Annotated in this window: 31 protein-coding genes; 9 read left to right on the top strand and 22 right to left on the bottom strand. The window is 41.1% G+C overall.

What is annotated here, in order from left to right; translation table 11 throughout:
- Window positions 1–107 precede the first annotated feature (107 nt).
- From HMPREF0849_RS05755 to HMPREF0849_RS05780, 6 genes are all read right to left on the bottom strand, one after another.
- Window positions 108–1,163: a BMP family lipoprotein gene (locus tag HMPREF0849_RS05755; protein ID WP_001036150.1), complete on the bottom strand. Its 1,056-nt coding sequence runs from the start codon at window positions 1,161–1,163 to the stop codon at window positions 108–110.
- 90 nt (window positions 1,164–1,253) lie between these two features.
- Complete coding sequence (locus HMPREF0849_RS05760) at window positions 1,254–1,643, bottom strand: cytidine deaminase (protein WP_000246111.1); 390 nt, start codon at window positions 1,641–1,643, stop codon at window positions 1,254–1,256.
- Entirely contained in the window at window positions 1,630–2,292 is a 663-nt protein-coding gene (gene deoC, locus HMPREF0849_RS05765; protein WP_000773696.1) for a deoxyribose-phosphate aldolase, read from the bottom strand. Before deoC ends, HMPREF0849_RS05760 begins: the two co-directional genes overlap by 14 nt.
- A gap of 19 nt (window positions 2,293–2,311) precedes the next feature.
- Window positions 2,312–3,589 carry a pyrimidine-nucleoside phosphorylase gene (locus tag HMPREF0849_RS05770; protein ID WP_001202987.1) on the bottom strand — a complete coding sequence of 426 codons (1,278 nt, stop codon included), beginning with the start codon at window positions 3,587–3,589 and terminating at the stop codon, window positions 2,312–2,314.
- A complete protein-coding gene (locus HMPREF0849_RS05775; protein ID WP_009013637.1) occupies window positions 3,586–4,176 on the bottom strand; it encodes a class I SAM-dependent methyltransferase in 591 nt (196 codons plus the stop codon). Before HMPREF0849_RS05775 ends, HMPREF0849_RS05770 begins: the two co-directional genes overlap by 4 nt.
- A 202-nt stretch (window positions 4,177–4,378) precedes the next feature.
- Window positions 4,379–4,783, bottom strand: a complete 405-nt coding sequence (locus HMPREF0849_RS05780) for a hypothetical protein (protein WP_000698115.1) — start codon at window positions 4,781–4,783, stop codon at window positions 4,379–4,381.
- A gap of 201 nt (window positions 4,784–4,984) precedes the next feature.
- On the opposite strand from HMPREF0849_RS05780, the gene coaA reads away from it, so the two are divergent.
- From coaA to HMPREF0849_RS05795, 3 genes are all read left to right on the top strand, one after another.
- Window positions 4,985–5,905, top strand: coding sequence for a type I pantothenate kinase (gene coaA, locus HMPREF0849_RS05785; protein WP_000180522.1), 921 nt, complete (start codon window positions 4,985–4,987; stop codon window positions 5,903–5,905).
- 67 nt (window positions 5,906–5,972) lie between these two features.
- A complete protein-coding gene (gene rpsT, locus HMPREF0849_RS05790) occupies window positions 5,973–6,209 on the top strand; it encodes a 30S ribosomal protein S20 (RefSeq protein WP_001274000.1) in 237 nt (78 codons plus the stop codon).
- A 52-nt stretch (window positions 6,210–6,261) separates the two neighbouring features.
- Window positions 6,262–6,792 (top strand): DNA topology modulation protein, encoded by a 531-nt coding sequence (locus tag HMPREF0849_RS05795; protein ID WP_000684211.1) that lies wholly within the window; start codon window positions 6,262–6,264, stop codon window positions 6,790–6,792.
- A 19-nt stretch (window positions 6,793–6,811) separates the two neighbouring features.
- On the opposite strand, the gene metG is transcribed toward HMPREF0849_RS05795, so the two are convergent.
- The 4 genes from metG to HMPREF0849_RS05815 form a co-directional block, all read right to left on the bottom strand.
- Window positions 6,812–8,809, bottom strand: coding sequence for a methionine--tRNA ligase (gene metG / locus HMPREF0849_RS05800; protein ID WP_001291400.1), 1,998 nt, complete (start codon window positions 8,807–8,809; stop codon window positions 6,812–6,814).
- Between the two features lie 135 nt (window positions 8,810–8,944).
- The gene (locus HMPREF0849_RS05805; protein ID WP_001180397.1) at window positions 8,945–10,204 is read right to left on the bottom strand and encodes an ABC transporter permease; all 1,260 of its coding nucleotides are present in this window, start codon (window positions 10,202–10,204) and stop codon (window positions 8,945–8,947) included.
- Window positions 10,205–10,906, bottom strand: coding sequence for an ABC transporter ATP-binding protein (locus HMPREF0849_RS05810; protein ID WP_000733797.1), 702 nt, complete (start codon window positions 10,904–10,906; stop codon window positions 10,205–10,207).
- Window positions 10,890–12,074 carry an efflux RND transporter periplasmic adaptor subunit gene (locus HMPREF0849_RS05815; protein WP_000827870.1) on the bottom strand — a complete coding sequence of 395 codons (1,185 nt, stop codon included), beginning with the start codon at window positions 12,072–12,074 and terminating at the stop codon, window positions 10,890–10,892. The genes HMPREF0849_RS05810 and HMPREF0849_RS05815 overlap by 17 nt, the downstream gene beginning before the upstream one ends.
- A 266-nt stretch (window positions 12,075–12,340) precedes the next feature.
- On the opposite strand from HMPREF0849_RS05815, the gene gor reads away from it, so the two are divergent.
- From gor to HMPREF0849_RS05830, 3 genes are all read left to right on the top strand, one after another.
- The gene (gene gor, locus HMPREF0849_RS05820) at window positions 12,341–13,687 is read left to right on the top strand and encodes a glutathione-disulfide reductase (protein ID WP_001209557.1); all 1,347 of its coding nucleotides are present in this window, start codon (window positions 12,341–12,343) and stop codon (window positions 13,685–13,687) included.
- 143 nt (window positions 13,688–13,830) lie between these two features.
- The gene (locus HMPREF0849_RS05825; protein WP_000709011.1) at window positions 13,831–14,367 is read left to right on the top strand and encodes a biotin transporter BioY; all 537 of its coding nucleotides are present in this window, start codon (window positions 13,831–13,833) and stop codon (window positions 14,365–14,367) included.
- Window positions 14,368–14,759: 392 nt separating this feature from the next.
- Window positions 14,760–15,317: a TetR/AcrR family transcriptional regulator gene (locus HMPREF0849_RS05830; protein ID WP_001107626.1), complete on the top strand. Its 558-nt coding sequence runs from the start codon at window positions 14,760–14,762 to the stop codon at window positions 15,315–15,317.
- Window positions 15,318–15,350: 33 nt separating this feature from the next.
- Here the strand turns inward: HMPREF0849_RS05830 and HMPREF0849_RS05835 are convergent, their stop codons facing one another.
- Window positions 15,351–15,569, bottom strand: coding sequence for a YdbC family protein (locus tag HMPREF0849_RS05835; protein WP_000807418.1), 219 nt, complete (start codon window positions 15,567–15,569; stop codon window positions 15,351–15,353).
- Between the two features lie 103 nt (window positions 15,570–15,672).
- Here HMPREF0849_RS05835 and HMPREF0849_RS05840 point away from each other — a divergent pair, with 103 nt between their 5' ends.
- Window positions 15,673–15,993 carry a hypothetical protein gene (locus HMPREF0849_RS05840; RefSeq protein ID WP_001248071.1) on the top strand — a complete coding sequence of 107 codons (321 nt, stop codon included), beginning with the start codon at window positions 15,673–15,675 and terminating at the stop codon, window positions 15,991–15,993.
- A gap of 27 nt (window positions 15,994–16,020) precedes the next feature.
- On the opposite strand, the gene HMPREF0849_RS05845 is transcribed toward HMPREF0849_RS05840, so the two are convergent.
- The 7 genes from HMPREF0849_RS05845 to rpsP all read right to left on the bottom strand — a co-directional run bounded on the left by HMPREF0849_RS05845 (window position 16,021) and on the right by rpsP (window position 19,421).
- Window positions 16,021–16,359, bottom strand: a complete 339-nt coding sequence (locus HMPREF0849_RS05845; protein WP_001196045.1) for an ATP cone domain-containing protein — start codon at window positions 16,357–16,359, stop codon at window positions 16,021–16,023.
- Between the two features lie 11 nt (window positions 16,360–16,370).
- Complete coding sequence (gene trmD / locus HMPREF0849_RS05850; RefSeq protein WP_000686930.1) at window positions 16,371–17,090, bottom strand: tRNA (guanosine(37)-N1)-methyltransferase TrmD; 720 nt, start codon at window positions 17,088–17,090, stop codon at window positions 16,371–16,373.
- Window positions 17,080–17,598: a ribosome maturation factor RimM gene (rimM, locus tag HMPREF0849_RS05855; protein WP_001105888.1), complete on the bottom strand. Its 519-nt coding sequence runs from the start codon at window positions 17,596–17,598 to the stop codon at window positions 17,080–17,082. The genes trmD and rimM overlap by 11 nt, the downstream gene beginning before the upstream one ends.
- Before the next feature lie 30 nt (window positions 17,599–17,628).
- Complete coding sequence (locus HMPREF0849_RS05860; protein WP_000819214.1) at window positions 17,629–18,417, bottom strand: alpha/beta fold hydrolase; 789 nt, start codon at window positions 18,415–18,417, stop codon at window positions 17,629–17,631.
- Window positions 18,418–18,515: 98 nt separating this feature from the next.
- Window positions 18,516–18,848 (bottom strand): MazG nucleotide pyrophosphohydrolase domain-containing protein, encoded by a 333-nt coding sequence (locus tag HMPREF0849_RS05865; RefSeq protein ID WP_000654120.1) that lies wholly within the window; start codon window positions 18,846–18,848, stop codon window positions 18,516–18,518.
- 41 nt (window positions 18,849–18,889) lie between these two features.
- Window positions 18,890–19,129 (bottom strand): RNA-binding protein KphA, encoded by a 240-nt coding sequence (gene kphA / locus HMPREF0849_RS05870; RefSeq protein ID WP_000379617.1) that lies wholly within the window; start codon window positions 19,127–19,129, stop codon window positions 18,890–18,892.
- A 19-nt stretch (window positions 19,130–19,148) separates the two neighbouring features.
- Window positions 19,149–19,421: a 30S ribosomal protein S16 gene (gene rpsP / locus HMPREF0849_RS05875; RefSeq protein WP_000268760.1), complete on the bottom strand. Its 273-nt coding sequence runs from the start codon at window positions 19,419–19,421 to the stop codon at window positions 19,149–19,151.
- 215 nt (window positions 19,422–19,636) lie between these two features.
- Here rpsP and HMPREF0849_RS05880 point away from each other — a divergent pair, with 215 nt between their 5' ends.
- Window positions 19,637–20,443, top strand: a complete 807-nt coding sequence (locus tag HMPREF0849_RS05880) for a peptidylprolyl isomerase (protein WP_000731931.1) — start codon at window positions 19,637–19,639, stop codon at window positions 20,441–20,443.
- A 27-nt stretch (window positions 20,444–20,470) separates the two neighbouring features.
- Window positions 20,471–20,710: a zinc-ribbon domain-containing protein gene (locus HMPREF0849_RS05885; RefSeq protein ID WP_000600215.1), complete on the top strand. Its 240-nt coding sequence runs from the start codon at window positions 20,471–20,473 to the stop codon at window positions 20,708–20,710.
- A 42-nt stretch (window positions 20,711–20,752) separates the two neighbouring features.
- Here the strand turns inward: HMPREF0849_RS05885 and HMPREF0849_RS05890 are convergent, their stop codons facing one another.
- The 4 genes from HMPREF0849_RS05890 to HMPREF0849_RS05905 are packed head-to-tail and all read right to left on the bottom strand — an operon-like array spanning window position 20,753 to window position 24,413.
- Window positions 20,753–22,294: an ABC-F family ATP-binding cassette domain-containing protein gene (locus HMPREF0849_RS05890; protein WP_000025356.1), complete on the bottom strand. Its 1,542-nt coding sequence runs from the start codon at window positions 22,292–22,294 to the stop codon at window positions 20,753–20,755.
- A gap of 1 nt (window position 22,295) precedes the next feature.
- Window positions 22,296–22,775, bottom strand: a complete 480-nt coding sequence (locus tag HMPREF0849_RS05895; RefSeq protein ID WP_000163106.1) for a VanZ family protein — start codon at window positions 22,773–22,775, stop codon at window positions 22,296–22,298.
- A gap of 1 nt (window position 22,776) precedes the next feature.
- A complete protein-coding gene (gene rlmN, locus HMPREF0849_RS05900; protein WP_000804759.1) occupies window positions 22,777–23,862 on the bottom strand; it encodes a 23S rRNA (adenine(2503)-C(2))-methyltransferase RlmN in 1,086 nt (361 codons plus the stop codon).
- A 20-nt stretch (window positions 23,863–23,882) separates the two neighbouring features.
- Window positions 23,883–24,413: a YutD family protein gene (locus HMPREF0849_RS05905; RefSeq protein ID WP_001224364.1), complete on the bottom strand. Its 531-nt coding sequence runs from the start codon at window positions 24,411–24,413 to the stop codon at window positions 23,883–23,885.
- Between the last annotated feature and the right edge of the window lie 31 nt (window positions 24,414–24,444).

Raw genomic sequence — 24,444 nt, forward strand, 5'->3', positions numbered from 1 at the left:
TTCAATAAAACCTGCTAATCACATTAACAAGCTCTATTGAGACAAAAATTGCCTCAATTCTTAAAGAAGCGACCAATGGCCGCTTCCTAAGAAATGACTTTTATCCATTATTTTTCAGGAACTTTTACGCTTCCGTCAAGGATTTTAGCTTTTGCATCTTCAACAGCTTTTTTACCTTCTTCTGAAAGGTTTGTTACTGCTAGCTCAACCCCTTTATCTTTCAATGAGTAAACAATCACTTGTCCACCAGGGAATTCACCTTTTTCTGTTTTGTTGGCAATATCTTTTACAGTTGTACCAACTTGTTTCAATGTAGATACAAGAACGAAGTTAGATTCTTTACCATCTTTAGAAGTGTATTTACCTTCTGCTGCTTGGTCACGGTCTACACCGATAACCCAAACTTTTTCGTTTTCATTTTTGTTTTCGTTCAATGATTTTGCTTCAGCAAAGACACCAGCACCTGTACCACCAGCTGCTTGGTAGACAACGTCTGCACCGGCAGCATATTGAGCTGCTGCAATTGTTTTACCTTTGGCAGCATCACCAAATGAACCAGCATAGTCAACTTGGACTTTGATAGATGGGTCTACTGATTCAACACCAGCTTTGAATCCAGCTGCAAAACGTGAAATAACTTCAGATTCAATACCACCTACAAAACCAACTTGTTTTGTTTTCGTAGTTTTCGCTGCTGCAACACCAGCAAGGTAAGCTGCTTCATTATCTGCAAATCTTACGCTCGCAACATTCTTTTGACCTTCAATCACATCATCAATCAAGACATAGTTTAGGTCAGAGTGGTCTTTTGCTGCTTCCTCAACTGCATTGTGAAGGGCAAAACCAACACCGAAGATCAGGTTGTAACTTCCAGCCGCTTGTTGCAAGTTGTTAGCATAGTCTGCTTCGCTTGTTGATTGGAAGTAAGTATAACCTTTATCTTTAGAAAGATTGTGTTCTTTACCCCAGTCTTGCAAACCTTCCCAAGCTGATTGGTTAAATGATTTATCATCAACACCACCAGTATCTGTTACGATTGCTGCTTTGGTCTTCATTTCTGATGAAGATGAAGCTGCGTTACGAGAAGAGCGGTTACCACATGCAGCAAGTCCAACTGCTGCTACTGCAACTAGACCAAGGCCTAGCCATTGTTTCTTGTTCATTACTGAACCTCCTAAATAAGATGTGCAACGATGTTGCAAGTATGGATTGTTTGGTCACACAGACCACAGCCACTATAAGAGTGGCCCAGACTAATTTAAGTCTGTAAATGAGTATGGAAGTAACTCCCCGACCGTCATCTCGACCGTCGATTTATCTTTAGCGACTAAAGTCACTTTTAGATCTTGTTCAAAAAATTCAACCATGACCTGGCGACAAGCACCACATGGCGAGATGGGTTTTTCAGTTTGTCCGTAGACAATCAACTCTGAAAACTCCCGTTGCCCTTCCGAAACTGCTTTAAAAATAGCAGTACGCTCTCCACAATTAGTCAAGGGATAGCTAGCATTCTCGATGTTTACACCCGTATAAATACTACCATCCTTGGCTACTAAAACAGCTCCGATAGGAAAGTGAGAATAGGGGACATAGGCTTGTTTGCTGGTTTCAATTGCTAGTTCAATCAACTCAGTAGTCGCCATCTGCTAATTCTCCTTTTAAGATTGTTACACCAGCAGATGTTCCGATACGGGTAGCGCCTGCTTCCACAAAAGCGACAGCATCTGCATATGAACGAGCTCCACCAGCTGCCTTAACTCCCATATCTGGCCCGACTGTTTTACGCATCAACTGAACATCCTCTATAGTGGCACCACCAGTTGAAAATCCAGTTGATGTTTTGACAAAGTCAGCGCCTGCTTTCTGGGATAATTGGCAAGCCACAACCTTTTCATCGTCTGTCAACAAGCAAGCTTCAATAATGACCTTAACCAACTTGTCACCACTTGCTTCTACGACAGCACGGATGTCCGATTCAACCAAATCCAGATTGCCTGATTTGAGGGCACCAACATTGATAACCATATCAATCTCATCCGCACCGTTTTGAACAGCTTCTTTTGTTTCAAAAGCTTTCACAGCTGAAGTTGTTGCTCCCAAAGGAAAACCTATTACTGTACAAACTTTTACATCTGAGCCATCAAGCCCTGTTTTCGCATGTTTAACCCATGTGGGATTGACACAAACGCTGGCAAAGTCATACTCACGCGCTTCAGATAGCAAACGATCAATTTGTTCTTGACTTGCATCTTGCTTTAAAAGCGTATGATCAATATATTTATTTAACTTCATATTCGGATTCTCCCTGGTTTTATGAGATAATTTCTATAATTTCTCGTAAACTTTGCACTCCATCATTTATTTTAACATATTTTTGAAATTCTGTAACTAGTTCAGAAGAAATTTTTCCATTTGTATAAACTTTTGCAACAATTTCTCCTTTTTGAACGGAGTCTCCAACTTTCTTTTCAAAAACAATCCCTGTTTCATAGTCCAAGTCATCAGACTTGACTGCACGACCAGCTCCTAGTCTCATGACATAGAGCCCAAATTCCATAGCTGGAAGGGCTGAAATAACACCTGTATCTTGAGCTGGAATTTCCAGCACATGGGCAACTTTGACTGGGCGATAGAGATCTTCTAAATCGCCACCTTGTGCTGCTACCATTTCTTCAAACTTAGCCAGTGCTTGGCCATTTTCCAGGTGTTGACGGATTTCCTCGATCGTTTTCTCAATATCAGCCAACCCAAGCATAATCTGAGCTAGCTCGCAGATAAAGTGACTAATATCTTCTCGGCCTTTCCCTTGTAAAATCTCCAATGCCTCAAGGATTTCGAGACGATTGCCAATAGCTCTTCCCAAGGGCTGACTCATATCGGTAATGACTGCTACTGTCTTTCGACCAACAGCCTTACCAAGATCCACCATGGTTTGAGCCAATTCGCGCGCCTCATCAACCGTCTTCATGAAGGCACCCTCACCGACCGTTACGTCTAGCAAAATGGCATCCGCTCCTGCAGCAATTTTCTTGCTCATCACCGAACTCGCAATCAAAGGAATCGTGTCGACAGTTGCGGTCACATCTCGGAGGGCATAGAGAAGTTTATCTGCTTTAACCAGCTGATCGGACTGCCCAATGACAGATACACCAATGTCCTGTACCTGACGAATGAAATCTTCTCGACTTCGCTCAACTTGATAACCCTTAATGGACTCCAATTTATCAATTGTCCCACCAGTATGGCCAAGACCACGACCACTCATTTTAGCTACGGGAACACCGAAACTCGCAACAAGGGGAGCCAAGATTAAAGTCACCTTATCACCTACACCACCAGTCGAATGCTTATCAACTTTAACCCCATCAATAGCTGACAAGTCAAACTCCTGACCTGTCTTGACCATATTCATCGTTAGATCAGAAATCTCACGTGTGGTCATTCCTTTAAAATAAACAGCCATAGCAAAAGCAGACATCTGATAGTCTGGAACAGTTCCAGCCACATAGCCTTCTACCAACCATTTGATTTCAGCCGTAGTCAGTTCTTGACCATCTCGTTTCTTTTGAATTAAATCAACTGCTCTCATTCTTTCACACTTCTAAGGATATAATATCCCTTATCTTTCTTTACGATTTCACAATTTCCAAAAACGTCTTCCATCTTACTTTTAGCACTTGGAGCTCCTTGTTTTTTCTGAATGACGATGGTTAAATCTCCTCTGTCTTTCAAGAAATCTCTGCTCTTTTCGATAATCTCATGAACAACCTGTTTGCCCGCTCGAATCGGCGGATTGGAAATAACATGGTCAAACTTCCCTTCAACTTGTTCATAGATATTGGATTGGAAAATCGTTGCTTCTACTTTATTACGTTCAGCATTTTGTTGCGCTAAGTCTAGAGCGCGATTATTGATATCGACCATAGTTGCCTGAGCTCCATAAGCCTTGGCCAATGACAAACCCAATGGCCCGTATCCACAGCCTACATCAAGGACCGTTTCTCCTTTGTTAACCTCTAGACACTTCAATAAAAGCTGACTCCCAAAGTCAACCATTTTCTTGCTAAAAACACCCGCATCCGTCAAAAAGGTCATGTTTTCTCCCAACAACTTCACTCTCAACTCATGAATGTCGTGAGCAGCATCAGGATTTTCTGCATAATACATTTTACTCATAAAACTATTTTACCATAATTTGGCTTGAATTGTAAATCGTTTACAAAGTGATGAGCAAATGAAAAAGACTGAAGAATCCTAGTCAAAAAACCTTTTCTTCAATCTCTTTCAATTATTAGAAATACATTACAATCTATCGGGAACTACAAATTATCATAGTCAGGAAAAAACAGTTCGTCTGCAATCAGGCGCATTTTTATTACTATTTCTTAACCTTAAAATACTTTATTATCAACAAGATTCCCAATATGATGTTTAGATAAAAACCCAACTGATAAGTTTGTGTCAAGATTTCCAAACTTGTCCAAAGTCGTATCAAATCTTCTAGTGACATACGGAATAAATAACCCTCTGTAGCAATCCACAAAATCAAAAATAGATAACTACCAGCAGCAAGCCATTTCGTCCACTGCTTTTTTACTAGCCAGGCAATCAAGAGCGAACAGATAAAGATAGCTGTTACAAGGAGATGATCCATTAAGAAGGTAAAACCGTAATAGGTTTCTACAAAGCGTCTACCATTATCCGCATTCGCTCCCCTTATAAAAGGTAAGGCAAAACTTAAAATAAAACAGAGTTCCAATATATAACTTTTTAAGATTTTCATGACACACCTCCTATAAGTTGTGAACCAAAAAGCCCACTTTCAATAACTGATAAGTCTTCAGAAACCATTCCCTATCTCATCATTAGATTATTCAACCTCCATCTACCTCTATTATACAATATTGACTTACTACCATCAAGAAACCGCTTTATCTTTTTAGCTTTTTATGGTATGATAAACAAAATATCTAGGGGAAAACAAATGACCAACGAATTTTTACATTTTGAAAAAATCAGTCGCCAGACTTGGCAATCATTGCATCGCAAAACAACCCCTCCCTTGACAGAGGAAGAATTAGAATCCATCAAGAGTTTCAATGACCAGATTAGTCTACAGGACGTAACAGATGTCTATCTTCCCCTAGTCCATCTTATCCACATTTACAAGCGCACTAAGGATGATTTGGCATTTTCAAAAGGAATTTTTCTTCAACGCGAAAGTAAATCTCAGCCTTTTATTATTGGGGTTTCTGGAAGTGTTGCTGTGGGCAAATCGACTACTAGTCGCTTACTTCAGATTCTTCTATCACGTACTCTACCGGATGCTACTGTAGAGCTAGTGACAACTGACGGTTTTCTCTATCCCAATCAAACCTTGATGGACCAAGATATCTTAAATCGCAAAGGTTTTCCTGAAAGTTATGATATGGAAGCCTTGCTGAATTTTCTTGATCGCCTAAAGAATGGGCAAGATGTCGATATTCCTGTCTATTCTCATGAAGTGTATGACATCGTTCCTGGAGAGAAACAACGTGTCAAAGCTGCTGATTTTGTCATTGTCGAGGGGATTAATGTCTTTCAAAATCCTCAAAATGAGCGCCTTTACATCACTGATTTCTTTGATTTCTCCATCTATGTGGATGCTGCTGTCGAGGACATTGAAAGTTGGTATCTGGATCGTTTCTTAAAACTGCTCAGCTTTGCCCAAAATGATCCCAACAGCTACTACCACCGCTTTACGCAAATGCCAATTGGAGAAGTTGAAGCCTTTGCACATCATGTTTGGACCAGTATTAATCTCACAAATCTACAAAACTATATCGAACCGACAAGGAATCGCGCCGAGGTCATTCTCCACAAGACTAAAAACCATGAAATCGATGAAATTTACCTAAAAAAATAATTTCCCCTTGTCAAAACCTAAGTTTTCATATATAATGGTATAGTTAGTAAATATGGAGGTAAGAACATTGGCAAACATTAAATCAGCTATCAAACGCGCTGAATTGAACGTTAAACAAAACGAAAAAAACTCAGCTCAAAAATCAGCTATGCGTACTGCTATCAAAGCTTTCGAAGCAAACCCTTCTGAAGAACTTTTCCGTGCTGCTAGCTCAGCTATCGACAAAGCAGAAACTAAAGGTTTGATTCATAAAAACAAAGCAAGCCGCGACAAAGCTCGTCTTTCAGCTAAACTTGCTAAATAAGAAACAGTCCATAGAGGCTGTTTTTTTGTCCTCTAATCAGAAAAGGTAGAAAATGAAAATCGCAATCATCGGATATTCTGGAGCTGGCAAGTCAACTCTAGCTGAAAAGTTGTCAAACTACTACTCCATCCCCAAACTGCATATGGACACACTCCAATTTCAACCTGGTTGGCAAGATAGTGACCGCGAATGGATGTTGACCGAGATGAAAAACTTTCTCACAAAGCACGAAGCTTGGGTCATCGACGGCAACTACTCTTGGTGTTGCTATGAAGAAAGAATGCTGGAAGCTGACCAAATTATCTTTCTCAACTTTTCACCATGGACTTGTCTCTTTCGAGCCTTTAAACGGTATCTCACATACCGAGGCAAGGTCAGAGAAAGTATGGCTGCAGGTTGCCCTGAACGCTTTGACTGGGACTTTATCAGATGGATTCTCTGGGACGGACGGACAAAGAATGCTAAAGAACGCTATCAACGGGTTCAAGAAACCTACCCTGATAAAGTAATTGTCCTCCGGTCGCAAAAGGAGATGGACCACTTCTTAGAAAATCTCGTACATAACAAGAAAAACCAACGTTAGGCACGTTGGTTTTTCGCTATTACCCAATCACACTTCCGTTTGGTACAGCTGGATCAACTGTGAGAAGGGTTAATTGTCCATCATGTTCAGCTGAGAGAATCATCCCTTGGCTGACATATTTTTTCATCATCTTGCGTGGTTTGAGGTTGGCAACGATTTGGACTTTCTTGCCGACCAATTCTTGTTCGTTTGGATAGTATTTGGCAATTCCTGAGAGGATTTGACGATCTTCACCATCACCAGCATCTAGGCGGAATTGGAGCAACTTATCAGAACCTTCCACTTTAGAAACTTCTTTGACCTCTGCGACACGAATTTCAACCTTATCGAAGTCTTCAAACTTGATTTCTTCCTTGTTGAGTTTGAGTTCGACTTCATCTGGATTCCATTCTTTTTCAACGGTTGGTTTGTTGCCTTCCATTTGTTCCTTAATATAGGCAATTTCTTCTTCCATATCCAGACGTGGGAAGATTGGTGTTCCTTTAGCAACTACTGTTACACCTGCTGGGAAGTCAGCCAAGCTCAAGTTCTCAAGGCTAGAAACTTCTGCGAGACCAAGCTGAGTCAAGACTGCGCGACTGGTTTCCATCATAAACGGTTCAATCAAGTGAGCAACGACACGAAGGCTAGCTGCCAAGTGGCTCATAACACTTGCCAATTGATCACGAAGTGCTTCATCCTTGGCCAAGACCCATGGTGCTGTCTCATCGATGTATTTGTTAGTACGAGAGATAAGAGTCCAGACTGCTTCCAGAGCACGTGGGTAGTCAACTGCATCCATGTGTGTATGGTAATCTGCGATTGATTGTTCTGCAACCTCAGCAAGAGCATTATCAAACTCTGTTACACCCTCTACATAGGCAGGAATTTGACCATCAAAGTACTTGTTGATCATGGAAACCGTACGGTTAAGGAGGTTTCCTAGGTCATTTGCCAATTCATAGTTGATACGACCTACATAGTCCTCAGGAGTGAAGGTTCCGTCTGAACCAACTGGAAGGCTACGCATGAGGTAGTAACGAAGTGGATCGAGGCCATAGCGTTCCACCAGCATTTCAGGGTAAACGACATTCCCTTTAGACTTAGACATCTTGCCGTCTTTCATGACAAACCAACCGTGGGCAATCAAGCGGTCTGGCAATTTGATATCCAACATCATAAGAAGGATTGGCCAGTAGATTGAGTGGAAACGGAGAATATCTTTTCCGACCATGTGGAAGACTGTTCCATTCCAGAACTTGTCAAAGTTAGTATGATCGTCTTGACCATAACCAAGAGCAGTCGCATAGTTGAGAAGAGCATCGATCCAAACATAGACAACGTGTTTTGGATTAGATGGTACTGGCACACCCCAGGTAAAGGTTGTACGAGACACTGCCAAATCTTCCAAACCTGGCTCGATAAAGTTTTTCAACATTTCATTGAGACGACCATCAGGAGTGATGAAGTCAGGATGTGATTTGAAAAATTCAACCAAACGGTCTTGGTATTTGCTGAGGCGAAGGAAATAAGACTCTTCTGAAACCCATTCCACTTCATGTCCTGATGGAGCGATACCGCCCGTCACATTTCCAGCTTCATCACGAAAGACTTCCGCAAGCTGGCTTTCTGTAAAGAATTCTTCATCTGAGACTGAATACCAACCAGAGTATTCTCCCAAGTAGATGTCATCTTGAGCAAGCAAACGTTCAAAGACTTGAGCCACCACTTTTTCATGGTAATCGTCTGTGGTACGGATAAATTTATCATATGAGATATCCAGTAATTGCCAGAGTTCTTTAACTCCAACTACCATGCCATCAACATAGGCTTGTGGTGTAATCCCAGCTTCTTCTGCTTTTTGTTGAATCTTTTGACCATGCTCATCTAAACCTGTTAGATAAAAGACATCGTAGCCCATAAGGCGTTTGTAACGTGCTAAGACATCACAGGCGATAGTTGTGTAGGCAGAACCGATATGAAGTTTACCAGATGGATAGTAAATCGGTGTTGTAATATAAAAATTCTTTTCAGACATAATATTTCCTTTCCAGGCTAATGAAACCTGTTTTTCTAACACTTCATTATATCATATTTTTAGTGATTTTCGATAGGAAAATCCATACAAAAACAAGACAGACAACTATCCATCTTGTTTTTTCTGCTCTATATCTTATTCATAACGAAGGGCTTCGATTGGATCAAGCTTAGAGGCTTTATTGGCCGGCAAGACTCCGAAGATCATACCAACGCTAGCTGACACAGCCAAGCTAAAGAGAGCGATTGGGAGGGAAACTCCAACTTCGATACCTGCAATCATGTTTTGAAGCAGTACTCCGGCTAACATGGTCATTCCAGCAGCAATCCCAAGACCGATGACACCACCTAGCAAGGTCAAGATCATGGACTCAATTAAAAACTGTACTAAGATATTAGCCCGTGTAGCTCCGAGAGCCTTCCGCAGACCAATCTCACGCGTGCGTTCTGTCACCGAAACCAGCATGATATTCATAACACCAGTTCCCCCGACAAAGAGAGAGATTCCTGCAATGGCACTGATAACAGTGGTCATAAAACCAAATAGTTGTTGTACCTCTTGGAAGGCGGCAGTTGCATCCGCAACTTGGTACTCCCCTTGCTGAAGACCAGCAATCTCAGTCAATTTTCGAGCCAACTCTGGACCCAAGGTCTGCGTTAGACTAGTATCATTGACACGAAAGACGATATTCGAGATTTCATCAGTATTAAAATTAGCTGCGAGAGAGATATTAGTCGTAATTGGAAGACCACCAATTCCAAAGGCTTTAGCAGTTTTGGCTTCATTGCTTGTATAAACGCCAATCACACGGTAACTAAATTCATTGACAGAGATGACTTGATTAACCGCAGCTTCTGGACTATCAAACAAGCTCTTGGCTAGTTCTTCATCCAACAAAATCACACTGGCAAATTCCTTGTAGTCTTGCGGTCTTAGACTTCTACCCGCAACGATTTCATTTTCAACTGCGTTCATGTAGGTGCTATTTCCGCCTGTCAGAGTCGCTCGTTCAACCTTTTTATCCTTATAAGATAGGGTAACGTTGGTCGAGTTGGTGACATAGTAACTGTCTACTCCTTTAAGTTTAGCAGCCTCCTTGACCCAAGACTCCAGTGGTTTTGGTGGTTCAACATGAACATCCTCTTCTCTCCCACTGACTGTCAAAGCGGATTGTTTCTGCGTGAAGGAACCGTCCTTGCTTTTGATAGGAGAGAAAAAGACATGGATATCCTTCTGTGATTTGGTCATGTTTTTATTGACCTGACGAGACATGGAGTCTCCCAGAGCCATGATGACGACGACAGACGAAACTCCGATGATAATCCCGATCATGGTGAGGAAGGAACGCATCTTATGGGCCATGATGGATGAAAAGGCAAATTTCAGATTCTGCATCTAGTTTTCCTCCTTTTCTACCTGAGCACTGTCTGATGAGATGACCCCATCACGAATGACAATTTGGCGTTTGGCATAGGCGGCAATCTCAGGCTCATGCGTGACCATGATAATGGTCTTCCCTTCCTTGTTTAACTCCACCAACAGTTGCATGATTTGATTTCCTGTCTTGGTATCCAAGGCTCCTGTGGGTTCGTCTGCTAGGATAATAGAGGGATTATTTACCAAGGCACGCGCAATCGCTACACGTTGCTTTTGACCACCTGATAACTCGGAAGGCAAATGATGACTGCGCTCTGTTAGCTCAACCTTTTCCAGAAATTCCTCAGCCAATTTTCGACGTTTTGAAGCTGAAACTCCAGCGTAAATCAAGGGCAATTCGACGTTTTGAAGTGCATTGAGTTTGGACAAGAGAAAGAACTGCTGAAAGACAAAGCCGATTTGCTGGTTGCGGACCTTGGCAAGCTGTTTCTCTCCAAGACCTGCAACTTCTTGCCCTTCAAGGTAGTACTCTCCACTGGTTGGTGTATCCAACATTCCGATAGTATTCATCAAAGTGGACTTACCAGAACCGGACGGTCCCATAATGGCGACAAACTCACCTTCTTGAACTTCTAAGTTAATATTTTTTAGGACCTGCAGTTCTTGGTCACCATTTCGATAACTCCTACAGATATTTTTTAGACTAATTAGTTTCTTCATCAGCCTTCACCTCTTTTCCTTCTTCCAAGGAAGATGTTGGATTACTGATGACCTTGGCTCCGTCTGTCAAACCTGAAGTAATTTCTTGGTTGTCTGCGTCCGCATTCCCCAAAGTAACTTCTACCTTCTTCGCTTTTTTCTGGTCGTCAACGAGCCAGACATAGTTTTTGTCATTTTCGGTAACAACACTTGTTAAAGGAACAAGGATGGCCTTACTCTTGTTTTTGACTTCCACACTGACTGAGAAGCCTTGTTTTAACTCACCGATATCGCTAGTCACATCAACAGTATAAGGGTACTTAGATCCAGTATTTCCTCCAAGGGCTGCATTTGCTGCTTCTCCGTTGTTTTTAGGATAATCAGAAATATAGCTGATTTTTCCTGTCCAGCTCTTATCTTGGTAAACCTTCGAAGTAAAGGTAACTTCTTGCCCTACAGAAAGGTTAGCAAGGTTGTATTCAGACAACTCCCCTTTGACCTGCAAGTTTTCATTACTTACAACATGTACCACCACTTGGCTGTTACCCGTTGGTGATTTTGAAACATTACGATTGACTTCAACTACAGTCCCTTCTAGTGTACTGAGGACAGTTGCAGCATCTAGCTGAGCTTGAGCCTTGTTGAGCTGAGCCACAGCATCTGCACGATTATCCTTGGCATCACTGATTTGAGAATCAATAGAAGATACTGAAGAAGTCGCTGCTTGCGCCTGTTCTGGGAGTCCAGCTTCTGTTGGAACCTGTGGAGAAGCTGGTGCAGCTGATGCATTTTCACGAGCTTTGTTTAACTCCTCGATATGACGGTCTGCCTTTGCAACTGCACGATCTGCTGCATCATAGGCAGCTTGAGCATCCGCACTGCTGTATTTGACCAAAGCTTGCCCTTCTTCGACCTTGTCTCCAACCGAAACGAGAATTTCATCTAAATCTCCCTTACTAGCATCAAAATAAACGTATTGTTCATTTTTTGCTGTAACCGTACCTGACAAGAGAACCGATGAAGCAACGGAACCTTCCTTAGCAGTAACGATATGAGAGGTTTCATCCTTGACTGCTGACTGGGAAGGTTGTCTGAAAATCAAAATTCCCGCAGCACCGATAACAATAGCACTGGCAATACCAATCGCTGTGTATAATTGCCATTTTTTTGCCTTTTTATTTCTTTTCATTTTCAAGCTCCTTTATATTTTTGCCTTACAAATACCATTATATCAGAAACACCAAGCCCAAACAATAACAGTTCAGATGGAAACAATGACAATTCAGGATCATTATTTCGTTCGGTATTCGTTTATTGGGTTATTGTTCTAGATATATAATACAATATCTTTTTGAATTTGGCAAGCGTTTTTATAATTTTTTTACCGTAGCAGATTTTTGCATTCAAAAAATAAAAACGATAGAATATGACTATCAAAGCTATAAGGAGTTTTCTATGAGAGAATATGATATCATCGCCATCGGTGGAGGAAGTGGCGGCATTGCCACTATGAACCGCGCTGGCGAACACGGTGCTAAAGCTGCTGTTATCGAAGAGAAAAAATTAGGTGGAACCTGCGTCAATGTCGGCTGTGTTCCTAAAAAAATCATGTGGTATGGAGCGCAAATCGCTGAAAGCTTCCACCACTACGGCCCTGACTATGGTTTTACAAGTTCAGATGTTCAATTTGATTTCGCAAAACTTCGTCAAAATCGTGAAGCCTACATCGACCGTGCCCGCTCATCTTATGATGGAAGTTTCAAGCGCAATGGGGTTGATTTGATTGAAGGTCGTGCTCATTTCGTTGATTCCCACACAGTCAGCGTCAATGGTGAATTGATTCGTGCCAAGCATATCGTGATTGCGACTGGGGCTCGTCCAAGCATCCCAACTATTCCTGGAGCTGAACTCGGTGGCAGCTCAGACGATGTCTTTGCTTGGGAGCAACTTCCTGACTCTGTTGCGATTCTTGGAGCTGGCTATATCGCCGTTGAATTAGCAGGTGTTCTCCACGCTCTAGGAGTAAAAACGGATTTGTTTGTCCGTCGTGATCGTCCCTTGCGTGGTTTTGACAGCTACATCGTTGAAGGTCTTGTCAATGAAATGGAAAAAACAGGTCTACCTTTACACACACATAAGGTACCCGTCAAGCTCGAAGAAACGGAGCAAGGTATTACCATTCATTTCGAAGATGGTTCTAGTCACACTGCCAGCCAAGTTATCTGGGCTACTGGTCGCCGTCCAAATGTAGACGGTCTGGAGTTAGAAAAGGCTGGCGTCACACTCAACCAACGTGGATTTATCCAAGTGGATGAGTATCAAAATACAGTTGTAGATGGCATCTACGCCCTTGGAGACGTTACTGGTGAGAAGGAACTGACCCCAGTAGCCATCAAGGCAGGACGCACCCTATCTGAACGCATCTTCAACGGGAAAACAAATGCTAAGATGGACTACACGACTATCCCTACTATTGTCTTCTCCCACCCAGCAATCGGAACAGTCGGTTTAACTGAAGATCAAGCTATCAAAGAATACGGCCAAGATAACATCAAAGTCTACAAGTCAAGCTTTGCATCTATGTACTCAGCCGTTACAAGCCATCGTCAAGAGTCTCGCTTCAAACTCATCACCGCCGGTGCTGACGAAAAAGTTGTTGGACTTCACGGACTTGGTTACGGAGTGGATGAGATGATTCAAGGATTCGCTGTTGCTATTAAGATGGGAGCAACCAAGGCGGACTTTGATGCTACAGTAGCTATCCACCCAACCGCTTCAGAAGAATTTGTAACCATGCGCTAATTATCGCAAGAGACCTCTTGAGGTCTCTTTTTACTTGTAAAATCGGCCGTTACAAAATTGTTACCTTGATTTCAAAAATAGGTTGACTTTTCTTTCTGAGTTAGTATAATAGTTACTATAATTTTGAAAAGAGGTTAACAGTTTTGAAAAAAGCTCATATATATGCTATCCCTGCTATCGGTGCAGCTCTCATCGCCGTATTGGCACAAATCAGTCTCCCTATCGGTCCTGTACCTTTCACTTTGCAAAACTTTGCGATTGGTCTGATTGCTACTGTTTTTAGACCCAGAGAAGCTGTTCTATCTGTAGCTCTCTATCTCTTGCTGGGTGCCATTGGTTTACCTGTTTTTGCAGGGGGAGGAGCTGGATTTCACGTTTTAGTCGGCCCAAGTGCAGGCTATCTTTGGTTCGACCTTGTCTATGCTGGACTTACATCTTATCTCATCCATCAAAAAAGTGGCTACATTCGCATTTTCCTAGCCAACCTCTTGGGTGACTCCCTCGTCTTTGTCGGAGGTATTCTCAGCCTCCACTTCCTTGCTGGTATGCCACTTGACAAGGCACTCGCTGTTGGCGTCCTTCCCTTTATCCTCCCTGATCTTGGTAAGATTATTGCCATTAGTTTCATTAGTCGTCCCCTACTCGAAAGATTGAAAAGCCTTCCATATTTTTCAAGATAAAAGAATAGTCCAGAACAATTGTTCTGGACTATTTCCATTCTAAGAATCAACTATACACTATTTAGATACTCGACTATTCTTATACCAGTATGAATATTAATCGTTTTATTCTTCAAATTACAGCTATTTACGATATGCAAAGTAGAAAAGTATTCTAATCGATTCAAACCAAATAAGCTTCCATTGATTTTGGATGCTTAGCAATTGTATACTTTTCAGAAAACGCATTTTCAATGATTGAGCTATATTTTATAAATTATTTGTGATACAATAGAGCTACCTAAAAGATTCAGAAAATTTAATGTTCATTGATTGTTTATATTAACTTGAACATTCTGATTTTTCTTCATTCAAAAATAACTGTAAATAATTATAAGTAGAAAGGTAATTCTATGGCAAAGAATACTCGTGAGCTAATCATTGGGGCTCTTATCACACTAGCTAAGAAAAATCCTCAGCGTAGTTCCTTTACAATGACTGAAATTGCTGCTGAAGCTGGTATTTCACGACAAGCGATTTATCAAAAGCATTTTAACAACTTTGAAGATATTATCGAATACATTCACGAAGAGACCAATCAGGACATTTTTAACGTCTTTAATAAGTACTGCCCTAGCAATGATGGAGATCCTATCAGCTTTTTAGCAGACCATATACTTCCTCTCATATACGAAAAAAGGGAAGTTGTTAACACCTTGTATACTACACAAGCCGACCCATGTTGGAAGGAATTTCTGCGTGGAACATACTCAGAGTGGGTACTAAAGAATGTCAATTACCAACTGAAATATAATTTTAATAAAGAGGACATCGCTTATATCATTACGACCATGGCAATCTCTTTCATTGAAGTCTGGATTCGTAAAGATAATCCAATACCACCTGAAGAGTTTAGAGAGACTTTTATTCAATTGTCTAAAACTTCTCTGTGTGACTATATTGTGTCCTAAAAAAAGAATCTTGAGTTGCACTCAAGATTCTTTTTATTGTTGCCCTTTAAAGGCATCGACCATTACCTGAAATTCTTCATTTGTAAGAGTAATTCCCTTGCCCATTTTGGTATGGTCTGGGCTCCAAGCGCGAATGTCAAACTTTGCAGGGGCACCATTAAAGCTAACGCGATTTAGTTCTTTTGTCCATCCTTTGTCATTTTCAGACAAGGTGAGTAAGTGTTCTTCGATTTCAAATGTAAATTCTGCCATTTTAACTCCTTTATGTGATATGCTTTCTATAGTCTATTCGTAAAAATCTTGTGGTTTTTAAGAAAATTTTATATAATGTGGATATATAAGAAGGGAGGATTCTATGAGACAGGCATTCCAACTAGTTCTAGATAAACTACATAGTTTTCTCAATGGGAATGATGATCATCCTCAAATCGAGGATAACTCCCTCACTGCTATGATTGAACAAGCCATCCAGAAAAAGACGGCTGTTCATGTTATACTTGCTGAGACAAGTTTTACGGGTGATATTGTCAAACACGATGCTAATCGCCAACAAATTATCGTCAAAAATTTTTCCAAAAACGTGACACGAATCATTCGTATCAGTGACATTAAGCGACTTCGTTTCGTTCCCTCAACTGTACAAAAAGCTCAGAAAAGTCTATTTAAGAAAGAGTGAGATGTTCTTTGCATCCCACTCTTTTTCTTAACGGATTTGTTCAAAATGAAGATGAACGGCGATATGGTCGCCATAACCACTTCTCTCCAAATCGCGTTGCAAACGATAAGAGATATAGTGTTCTGCAATTGTGATGTAACCAGCTCCAAGTAAGCGATGCTCAACCATTGATTGGATCATGCTGATAGTGGCACGTTCCACTTTTGCTTCTTCCAAGTCCAAAACGACTTTCTTAGTAACTTGCGCTAGGTTTTGACGTAGGTCATCAGTCAAAACATAAACTGTTTGAGCTGCTTTTAGGACAGCTTGGTAAATTTTATCTGGATCAAATTCAGCAATTTCTCCATTACGTTTGATTACTTGCATAAGGTTCTCCTTTATTCTTTGTTTTCTTTGATTTCAGCCAGCATCTTTTCTTCTTCGGCTGTCAGTTGATAGTTTTCTAGCAGGTCAGGTCTGCGCTCGTAGGTTTTCTTTAGACTCTCATACAGTCGCCACTGGCGAATCTTTTCATGGTGCCCACTCATGAGCACATCTGGCACGACCATGCCTCGATAGTCATAAGGGCGAGTATACTGAGGATATTCGAGAAGTCCCGAAGAGAAGCTATCATCCTGGTGACTAGACTCCTTACCAATCACTTCTGGAATCAAGCGCACGGTCGCATCAATCATGGTCATGGCCGCCAATTCTCCTCCAGTCAAAACATAGTCTCCTAGGGAAATTTCATCGGTTACCAAGGTCTTGATACGCTCGTCATACCCTTCATAGTGACCACAAATAAAGATCAGTTCATCTTCCTGAGCCAAATCTTCAGCGTAAGCCTGATCGAACTGTTTACCTGCAGGATCAAGAAGAATGACACGGGGATTTTTCTTTTCAATAGCATCAAAAGCATCGAAAATGGGTTGAGCTCGGAGCAACATCCCCTGACCGCCTCCATAGGGCTCATCGTCAACATGACGGGCCTTTTCAGCGTATTCTCTGAAATTATGGTACTGGATATCCAAGAGCCCTTTTTCTCGAGCCTTTCCAACAATCGAGTGCTCCAGCGGAGAAAACATCTCAGGAAAGAGGGTTAAAATATCAATCTTCATCATCTAACCCTTCTAAGATTTCCACTTCGACCCGCTTGTTTGGAATATCAACATTGAGAACTACTGGCGGAATGTAAGGTAAAAGCAAATCTCGCTTACCTTTTCGTTTGACCACCCAGACATCATTGGCTCCTGGTTGCAGAATTTCCTTGATGGTTCCAACCAAGTTATCTCCCTCGTAAACATCCAAACCGATAATCTCGTGATAGTAGAATTCACCATCATCTAAATCGTTCAAATCTTCCTCAGCGACCTTGAGACTATAACCCTTGTACTTTTCAATCGCATTGATATGGTACATATCTTTGAACTTGATAATGTCAAAGTTCTTCTGCTTACGGTGACTTGCGATGGTCACTGTTTGGACAAACTGATCTTTTTCATCAAATAAAGCCAGCTCTGCCCCTTTTTTAAACCGTTCCTCAGCAAAATCCGTCACAGACAAGACTCGCATCTCACCCTGTAGACCCTGCGTATTGACGATTTTTCCAACATTAAAGTAGTTCATCTTGTCTCCTGTACTCTCCTTCTTTCCATCTTATTCTGACAATTCTCGAATAATATTCGCAATTTTTTCTGATTCTGACCATTGTAAATAATGGTGATTCCCTCCTAAAATGAGCTTAGTATTGGAAGTCCAATACTCTGATTCTCTGTACTCTTTTTCTCTATAAGCCTGACAAAAAATAAAAACGGGAATATGAGCTTCTATAGATACATTCTCAAAATCTTTCTCAGTAATCTCACAATATATATGAAATTCTGGAACTTGTCTTTCCAACTCTGAATCTTTTTCTTGCACTAAATCCCAGATTTCTTCATTAGTTTCAGAGCTAAATGCTGCTTGAGTTATGTTCTTAAAATAGACTTCGGGGCCACACTCTTCAATCAGTCTCATTTGCTCTTCCATTTCTGGATAAGGATTTTCTGAAAAATCAGAAAACATTACTTTTTTAGTTGTTGGTTCAATTGCTACTAAAGCCTGACACTTAATTGATTTGTTCATCAATTTGCAAGCTAAAATTCCACTCAAACTATGTACACAAAGTATACATTCAGAAATCGCCAACTCTTCAAGTACTTGATAAACCGCATCTGCAAGATTATCTAAATTTTTTCCAGCTTGGTCATGAATCGGACTTCTACCAGTGTTTGGAAAATCAATTGTCAAATAACCAATTGTGGGGGGAAGTTTTTCAAGTATAAGTGAAAAATTTTCATAACTTGGTAGCAAACCTGCACCATTTAAACAAACAAGCACTTTCTTTTGCTTTTTATAAGTAACAGAGAGACTGCCAATTTGTGTAGTTACTTCAAACCGTTTCATAAAGAAATCCACTCATTCTATAACAATGATTTATTAAAAACCCTTATCCTTTATTTTATCACGTTCCAGGGATTTTCACAAGTTGGGGAAAAAAGACACTATAGATATTTTCCCTCCAAAAATCCTTCCAAATCTCGTTCATGCTGGTACTTAATGGCAGCCTTCTTATCTTTGTCAAAGATGCTTTTGGTTAGGTCAATATCGTTGATGGCCGCAATTGCGACAGTGTAGTGAATAATATCTGCCAGTTCTTTGGCTAGTTCCTCATTTGAGTCCTGGACACCCTCTTTTCGACCAGAGCGCCCATTCAAGACCTCTGCTACCTCTCCGACTTCCTCCACTAGCTTGATAAAGAGGCCTTCCTCGGTTCGAGATTGCTGGTAATGTTCGAGTAAGTAAGCTTGTAATTGTCTAAACGTTAAATCCTTCATCTTCTCCTCCACAAAAAAACGAGACATCTGTCCCGCTTTTTTTATTTTTCATCGATAACGATTCTTACTTTTTTGTCTTCAGTTGGGACAGAGTAGACAATCGTTCTTATCGCTGAGATAGTGCGACCTTTACGACCGATAACACGACCGACATCGCTTTGGTCAAGATCCAAGTGATACTCCAAAAATTCTGGTGTGTCTTCGATCTTGATAGTTAAGGCATCAGGTTGTGAAATCAAAGGTTTCACAATCGCAATAATGAGATTTTCAATCGTATCCATCTGTCAACCTACTTTAAACTTATTTTGAGAATTTAGAATCGTGGAATTTTTTCAATACGCCTTCTTTTGAAAGGATGTTGCGAACTGTATCTGAAGGTTGAGCTCCATCAGCCAACCATGCAAGAACGCGGTCTTCTTTCAAAGTCACTTGGTTTTCAGCAACAAGTGGGTTGTAAGTTCCAACTGTTTCGATGAAACGTCCGTCACGTGGTGAACGTGAGTCTGCTACGTTGATACGGTAGAAAGGTTTTTTCTTAGAACCCATACGAGTCAAACGGATTTTAACTGCCATTTTTTAATGTCTCTTTTCTTATTTTTTATTTCGGTGAAATAGCTGAGCTATTTAGCACATGTTCAATTATAGCAGATTTTCGACAGGTGTCAAGAAAAAAACTTGACAGAGTTTTAATTTTTTTACTACTAGAAATTTTTAGTAAAATCATTAACATTTGAAATCACCTCTCTTTTAGGGTACAATGGTAGAAATGAATTTTTGAGAGGAAAACAATGAAAAAACTAGCAACCCTTCTTTTACTATCAACTGTTGCCCTTGCTGGATGTACTAGTATCCAACGTGGTCTCCGTGGTGATGACTATGTTGACTCGAGTATCTCAGCTGAAGAAAGCTCAAAAGCAGCTGCTCAAGCTGCCAAAGATTTGAATGACGCTTTGACCAATGAAAATGCCAACTTCCCTCAACTTTCTAAAGAGGTTGCCGAAGATGAAGCTGAAGTCATTTTACACACAAATCAAGGCGATATACGAATCAAACTCTTTCCAAAACTAGCACCTCTTGCGGTTGAAAACTTCCTTACTCACGCTAAGGAAGGCTACTATAACGGCATCACCTTCCACCGTGTCATCGATGGCTTTATGGTCCAAACTGGAGATCCTAAGGGAGATGGTACAGGTGGACAATCTATCTGGCATGATAAGGATAAAACAAAGGACAAGGGAACTGGTTTCAAAAATGAAATCTCTCCTTACCTATACAATATCCGAGGAGCCCTTGCTATGGCTAACACTGGACAACCAAACACCAACGGTAGCCAGTTCTTCATCAACCAAAACTCAACAGATATTTCAGCTAAACTCCCTACAAGCAAGTATCCAAAGAAAATCATCGAAGCCTATAAAGAAGGTGGAAATCCAAGTCTAGACGGCAAACACCCTGTCTTTGGTCAAGTCATCGATGGCATGGACGTTGTTGACAAGATTGCCAAAGCTGAAAAAGATGAGAAAGACAAACCAACTACCGCTATCACCATTGACAGTATCGAAGTAGTCAAGGACTACGACTTCAGCAAAAAATAAGCCATCAACAGATAAGGAGACGATGAAATGATTTTATTTTGGGGTTCTAAAGGTTATCAGAAAGATTTGGGACATACGCAAACTGCGATCGAATGTGGTCACTGTAACAATGTTGACACTTGGGAGATTGTAGAAACTGGACGCAAGTTCACCCTCTACTGGATTCCACTTTTCCCTTATGGTAAAAGCTACTTCGTTTCTTGTCCGATTTGCCACTATGGTAAAGAAATTGAGAAATCTGAAGTTGAAAGCTTTTTAAATTACTAGTCAAAAAAGCCAAGTCATTTCGACTTGGCCTTTTTAGTGCTTTTAAGTTAGCTTGTTAAAGTCCCAGATTTGGTCCATCCAGCCTTCATAAAAGTCTGGTTCGTGGCAAACCATAAGGATAGAACCCTTGTATTCTTTGAGAGCGCGTTTGAGTTCTTCCTTGGCATCCACATCCAAGTGGTTGGTCGGCTCGTCCAGCACTAAGACGTTGTTTTCACGGTTCATCAAGAGACAGAAACGCACCTTGGCTTGTTCACCACCTGATAAGACCTGAATCTGGCTTTCGATATGCTTAGTTGTCAAACCACAACGAGCAAGGGCTGCACGAACTTCTGCTTGATTAAGGGCAGGAAAGGCATTCCAGACGGCTTCAAGAGGGGTTTGACGATTGCCACCTTCTACTTCTTGCTCAAAGTAGCCAAGTTCTAGGTAGTCGCCACGTTCGACTTCTCCAGCGATTGGCGGAATAATGCCCAAGAGAGACTTCAAGAGGGTTGTTTTCCCAATACCATTGGCCCCAATAATTGCAACCTTTTGATTGCGTTCAAAGGTTAGGTTTAAGGGTTTAGTAAGTGGACGGTCATAACCAATCTGCAAGTCCTTGGCTTGGAAGATAAAGCGCCCAGGTGTACGAGCTGGTTTGAAATCAAAGGATGGCTTTGGTTTCTCACTTTGAAGTTCGATGATGTCCATCTTGTCGAGTTTCTTTTGACGGGACATGGCCATGTTTCGTGTTGCAACACGGGCTTTATTGCGGGCTACGAAATCCTTGAGGTCCGCTATCTCTTTCTGTTGACGCTCATAGGCTGCTTCCAGTTGAGATTTCTTCATAGCATAAACTTCTTGGAACTGGTAGTAGTCACCAGAGTAACGCGTCAACTGTTGATTTTCAACATGATAGACGATATTGATTACGTCGTTGAGGAAAGGAATATCATGCGAAATAAGGACAAAGGCATTCTCATAGTTTTGTAGATAACGCTTGAGCCAGTCAATGTGTTCAGCATCCAAGTAGTTGGTTGGCTCGTCAAGCAACAAAATATCTGGCTTTTCGAGGAGGAGTTTAGCCAAAAGCACCTTGGTTCTTTGTCCACCTGATAAGGCAGTTACATCCGTATCCATGCCAAAGTCCATGACACCGAGAGCACGCGCTACTTCATCAATCTTAGCATCCAAGGTATAGAAATCTCGACTCTCCAAACGGTCTTGGAGTTCGCCAACTTCTTCCATTAGCGCGTCAATATCTGCTCCGTCTTCTGCCATTTCCATATAGAGGTCATTGATACGAGCTTCTGCTTTAAATAGCTCATCAAAGGCTGTACGCAAGACATCACGCACGGTTTGACCTTCCTTTAGCACAGCGTGCTGATCTAGATAGCCAGCAGTCACATATTTGGACCACTCCACCTTCCCTTCATCTGGCAACATCTTACCTGTCACGATGCTCATAAAGGTTGATTTTCCTTCACCATTGGCACCGACTAAGCCGATATGCTCACCCTTGAGGAGACGGAAAGACACATCTTCAAAAATTGCACGGTCACCAAAACCGTGACTTAAATTTTTAACTTCTAAAATACTCATTCTAATTCCTTATCTTATTTTTATGCAGTCCTTTATAGAGGAGCCAAGCCAGATAGCCTCCCAAGGTATTGGTCCACAAATCATCAATCTCAAAGACGCGATTAAAGTCGAAGAAAAAATCTAAAACTAGTTGCGTACACTCAATTCCTAGACTTAGTAAAAAACTGAACAAAATCACTTTCTTAGTATTTCTTAGACCAGGCATAAGATAGAGAAGTTGGAAAATCAGCGGGAAAAGCAAGAAGACATTTAAAATATTCTGCAAAAAGATCCAAAGGACTTGTCCCAAACTAGTCACTTCACCCAGATTCCAAAGGGAGTTTAAGGGAGTTAAAAGAAAAACCAGGCGTCCAAAAGTTTGAATACCTGGAGTTTCCACTCCTGTAGGAAGTTGAGGCTGGGGAGTAAAACAAAAACAGACAATGCATAGACTGTAAACAGCCACTCCCAATCTTAAGATTAATTCTCTTTTTTTAGTCATTTTATGGATTTACCGCTGCGACTGCCTTCTGGCGATCACGTTTCATTGTATTAGAGCGTAATTGTCCACAAGCTGCATCAATATCTGTACCATGCTCTTGACGGACAACACAGTTGACCCCTTTTTTCTTGAGGGTATCGTAGAAGGCCATCACGCGCTCTTTAGGACTACGGCTATATTGGTCATGCTCACTAACAGGGTTATAAGGAATCAAGTTTACATAAGACAATTTCTTGATGTTCTTGAGCAATTCAGCCAACTCCAAGGCTTGTTCAACACCGTCGTTGACTTCATTGAGCATGATGTATTCAAAAGTTACACGACGATTAGTTTTTTCGATATAGTACTCAATAGCTGCAAAGAGCTTTTCAATCGGAAAGGCACGGTTAATCTTCATGATGCTTGAGCGCAATTCATTATTGGGTGCGTGAAGAGACACAGCCAGATTGACCTGTACGCCTTCATTAGCAAAGTCACGAATTTTATGGGCCAAACCTGAGGTTGAAACAGTGATGTGGCGAGCACCGATAGCCATTCCCTTGTCATCATTGATGGTACGGACAAAATTCAACACATTGTTGTAGTTATCAAATGGTTCACCAATTCCCATAACAACGATATGGCTGACACGTTCATCCTGACCACGTTCATCAAAGTATTTCTGAACCAGCATAATCTGCGCTACGATTTCCCCATTATTAAGATCACGTTGCTTCTTAATCAAGCCTGACGCACAGAAGGTACAACCGATATTACAACCGACCTGAGTGGTCACACAGACTGACAAACCGTAGTGTTGACGCATGAGTACTGTCTCAATCAACATGCCATCTGGCAACTCGAAAAGATACTTAACAGTACCGTCAGCTGACTCTTGTACAATCCGTTGTTTCAAAGGATTTACGACAAACTGGTCATTGAGCTTAGCAATCAAATCCTTGGAAAGGTTGGTCATTTCTTCAAATGACTGCACACGTTTACGGTAGAGCCATTCCCAGATTTGATCTGCACGGAATTTCTTTTCCCCTTGTTCTAATACCCATTCTTGCATTGTTTGACGTGTTAAACTATAAATAGAAGGTTTCATCTCTTCTCCTTATTCTCTATCTATTTCTGACGAATGACAAAATGGCGCTGTCCCTTGTCCTCTTTCTGAGACTTTTGGTCCTTATGACGACGTCTATTTCGCTTATCCGTATTTGGTTTTCTCTTATTTTGCGAAGGTTTCTTTCCTCTTCTAGGAAGGTTTTCCTCATCCTTTTTACGCATTTTCTTGTCAAATGACGCACGCTTAGGTGCTTGATTTTCTAGAACAAAATAGGCACAACCATAACTACAGTACTCCAAAAGATAGTCCTGTAAACGACTGATTTTTTCAATTTTTTCCTCTGTTCGATCGTCTTTGTAAAAACCACGTAGGCGGAGCTGTTCATTACTCCAGTCCCCCACGACATAATCAAATTTGGTCAACACTTCTGAGAAGCGTTGATTAAAGACTGTCACATCGAAAGCATCCTTGATATTTTCAACCAAGGTAAAAGCAATTCCTTCAGTCTCAACCTTATCCCCATTTACATGAAATTCTGGGCCAGGAAACTTGTTATAGTTGTATAATTCAGGTGCAATTTCTTTACGCATAGTCTTCCTTTTCCACGATTACTTAACACTC

Source organism: Streptococcus sp. C300 (assembly GCF_000187645.1).
GTDB classification, from domain to species: Bacteria; Bacillota; Bacilli; order Lactobacillales; family Streptococcaceae; genus Streptococcus; species Streptococcus oralis_CQ.

Coding starts and splice junctions, on each gene's coding strand:
- HMPREF0849_RS05760 (WP_000246111.1), bottom strand. CDS start 1,643: ATGGCGACTACTGAGTTGATTGAACTAGCAATTGAAACCAGCAAACAA.
- HMPREF0849_RS05780 (WP_000698115.1), bottom strand. CDS start 4,783: ATGAAAATCTTAAAAAGTTATATATTGGAACTCTGTTTTATTTTAAGT.
- deoC (WP_000773696.1), bottom strand. CDS start 2,292: ATGAAGTTAAATAAATATATTGATCATACGCTTTTAAAGCAAGATGCA.
- HMPREF0849_RS05755 (WP_001036150.1), bottom strand. CDS start 1,163: ATGAACAAGAAACAATGGCTAGGCCTTGGTCTAGTTGCAGTAGCAGCA.
- HMPREF0849_RS05835 (WP_000807418.1), bottom strand. CDS start 15,569: ATGGCAGAATTTACATTTGAAATCGAAGAACACTTACTCACCTTGTCT.
- coaA (WP_000180522.1), top strand. CDS start 4,985: ATGACCAACGAATTTTTACATTTTGAAAAAATCAGTCGCCAGACTTGG.
- gor (WP_001209557.1), top strand. CDS start 12,341: ATGAGAGAATATGATATCATCGCCATCGGTGGAGGAAGTGGCGGCATT.
- metG (WP_001291400.1), bottom strand. CDS start 8,809: ATGTCTGAAAAGAATTTTTATATTACAACACCGATTTACTATCCATCT.
- rimM (WP_001105888.1), bottom strand. CDS start 17,598: ATGAACTACTTTAATGTTGGAAAAATCGTCAATACGCAGGGTCTACAG.
- HMPREF0849_RS05905 (WP_001224364.1), bottom strand. CDS start 24,413: ATGCGTAAAGAAATTGCACCTGAATTATACAACTATAACAAGTTTCCT.
- HMPREF0849_RS05860 (WP_000819214.1), bottom strand. CDS start 18,417: ATGAAACGGTTTGAAGTAACTACACAAATTGGCAGTCTCTCTGTTACT.
- rlmN (WP_000804759.1), bottom strand. CDS start 23,862: ATGAAACCTTCTATTTATAGTTTAACACGTCAAACAATGCAAGAATGG.
- HMPREF0849_RS05775 (WP_009013637.1), bottom strand. CDS start 4,176: ATGAGTAAAATGTATTATGCAGAAAATCCTGATGCTGCTCACGACATT.
- HMPREF0849_RS05840 (WP_001248071.1), top strand. CDS start 15,673: ATGAGACAGGCATTCCAACTAGTTCTAGATAAACTACATAGTTTTCTC.
- HMPREF0849_RS05880 (WP_000731931.1), top strand. CDS start 19,637: ATGAAAAAACTAGCAACCCTTCTTTTACTATCAACTGTTGCCCTTGCT.
- HMPREF0849_RS05885 (WP_000600215.1), top strand. CDS start 20,471: ATGATTTTATTTTGGGGTTCTAAAGGTTATCAGAAAGATTTGGGACAT.
- HMPREF0849_RS05895 (WP_000163106.1), bottom strand. CDS start 22,775: ATGACTAAAAAAAGAGAATTAATCTTAAGATTGGGAGTGGCTGTTTAC.
- HMPREF0849_RS05770 (WP_001202987.1), bottom strand. CDS start 3,589: ATGAGAGCAGTTGATTTAATTCAAAAGAAACGAGATGGTCAAGAACTG.
- HMPREF0849_RS05830 (WP_001107626.1), top strand. CDS start 14,760: ATGGCAAAGAATACTCGTGAGCTAATCATTGGGGCTCTTATCACACTA.
- trmD (WP_000686930.1), bottom strand. CDS start 17,090: ATGAAGATTGATATTTTAACCCTCTTTCCTGAGATGTTTTCTCCGCTG.
- HMPREF0849_RS05805 (WP_001180397.1), bottom strand. CDS start 10,204: ATGCAGAATCTGAAATTTGCCTTTTCATCCATCATGGCCCATAAGATG.
- kphA (WP_000379617.1), bottom strand. CDS start 19,129: ATGGATACGATTGAAAATCTCATTATTGCGATTGTGAAACCTTTGATT.
- HMPREF0849_RS05890 (WP_000025356.1), bottom strand. CDS start 22,294: ATGAGTATTTTAGAAGTTAAAAATTTAAGTCACGGTTTTGGTGACCGT.
- HMPREF0849_RS05810 (WP_000733797.1), bottom strand. CDS start 10,906: ATGAAGAAACTAATTAGTCTAAAAAATATCTGTAGGAGTTATCGAAAT.
- HMPREF0849_RS05815 (WP_000827870.1), bottom strand. CDS start 12,074: ATGAAAAGAAATAAAAAGGCAAAAAAATGGCAATTATACACAGCGATT.
- HMPREF0849_RS05795 (WP_000684211.1), top strand. CDS start 6,262: ATGAAAATCGCAATCATCGGATATTCTGGAGCTGGCAAGTCAACTCTA.
- HMPREF0849_RS05845 (WP_001196045.1), bottom strand. CDS start 16,359: ATGCAAGTAATCAAACGTAATGGAGAAATTGCTGAATTTGATCCAGAT.
- HMPREF0849_RS05865 (WP_000654120.1), bottom strand. CDS start 18,848: ATGAAGGATTTAACGTTTAGACAATTACAAGCTTACTTACTCGAACAT.
- rpsP (WP_000268760.1), bottom strand. CDS start 19,421: ATGGCAGTTAAAATCCGTTTGACTCGTATGGGTTCTAAGAAAAAACCT.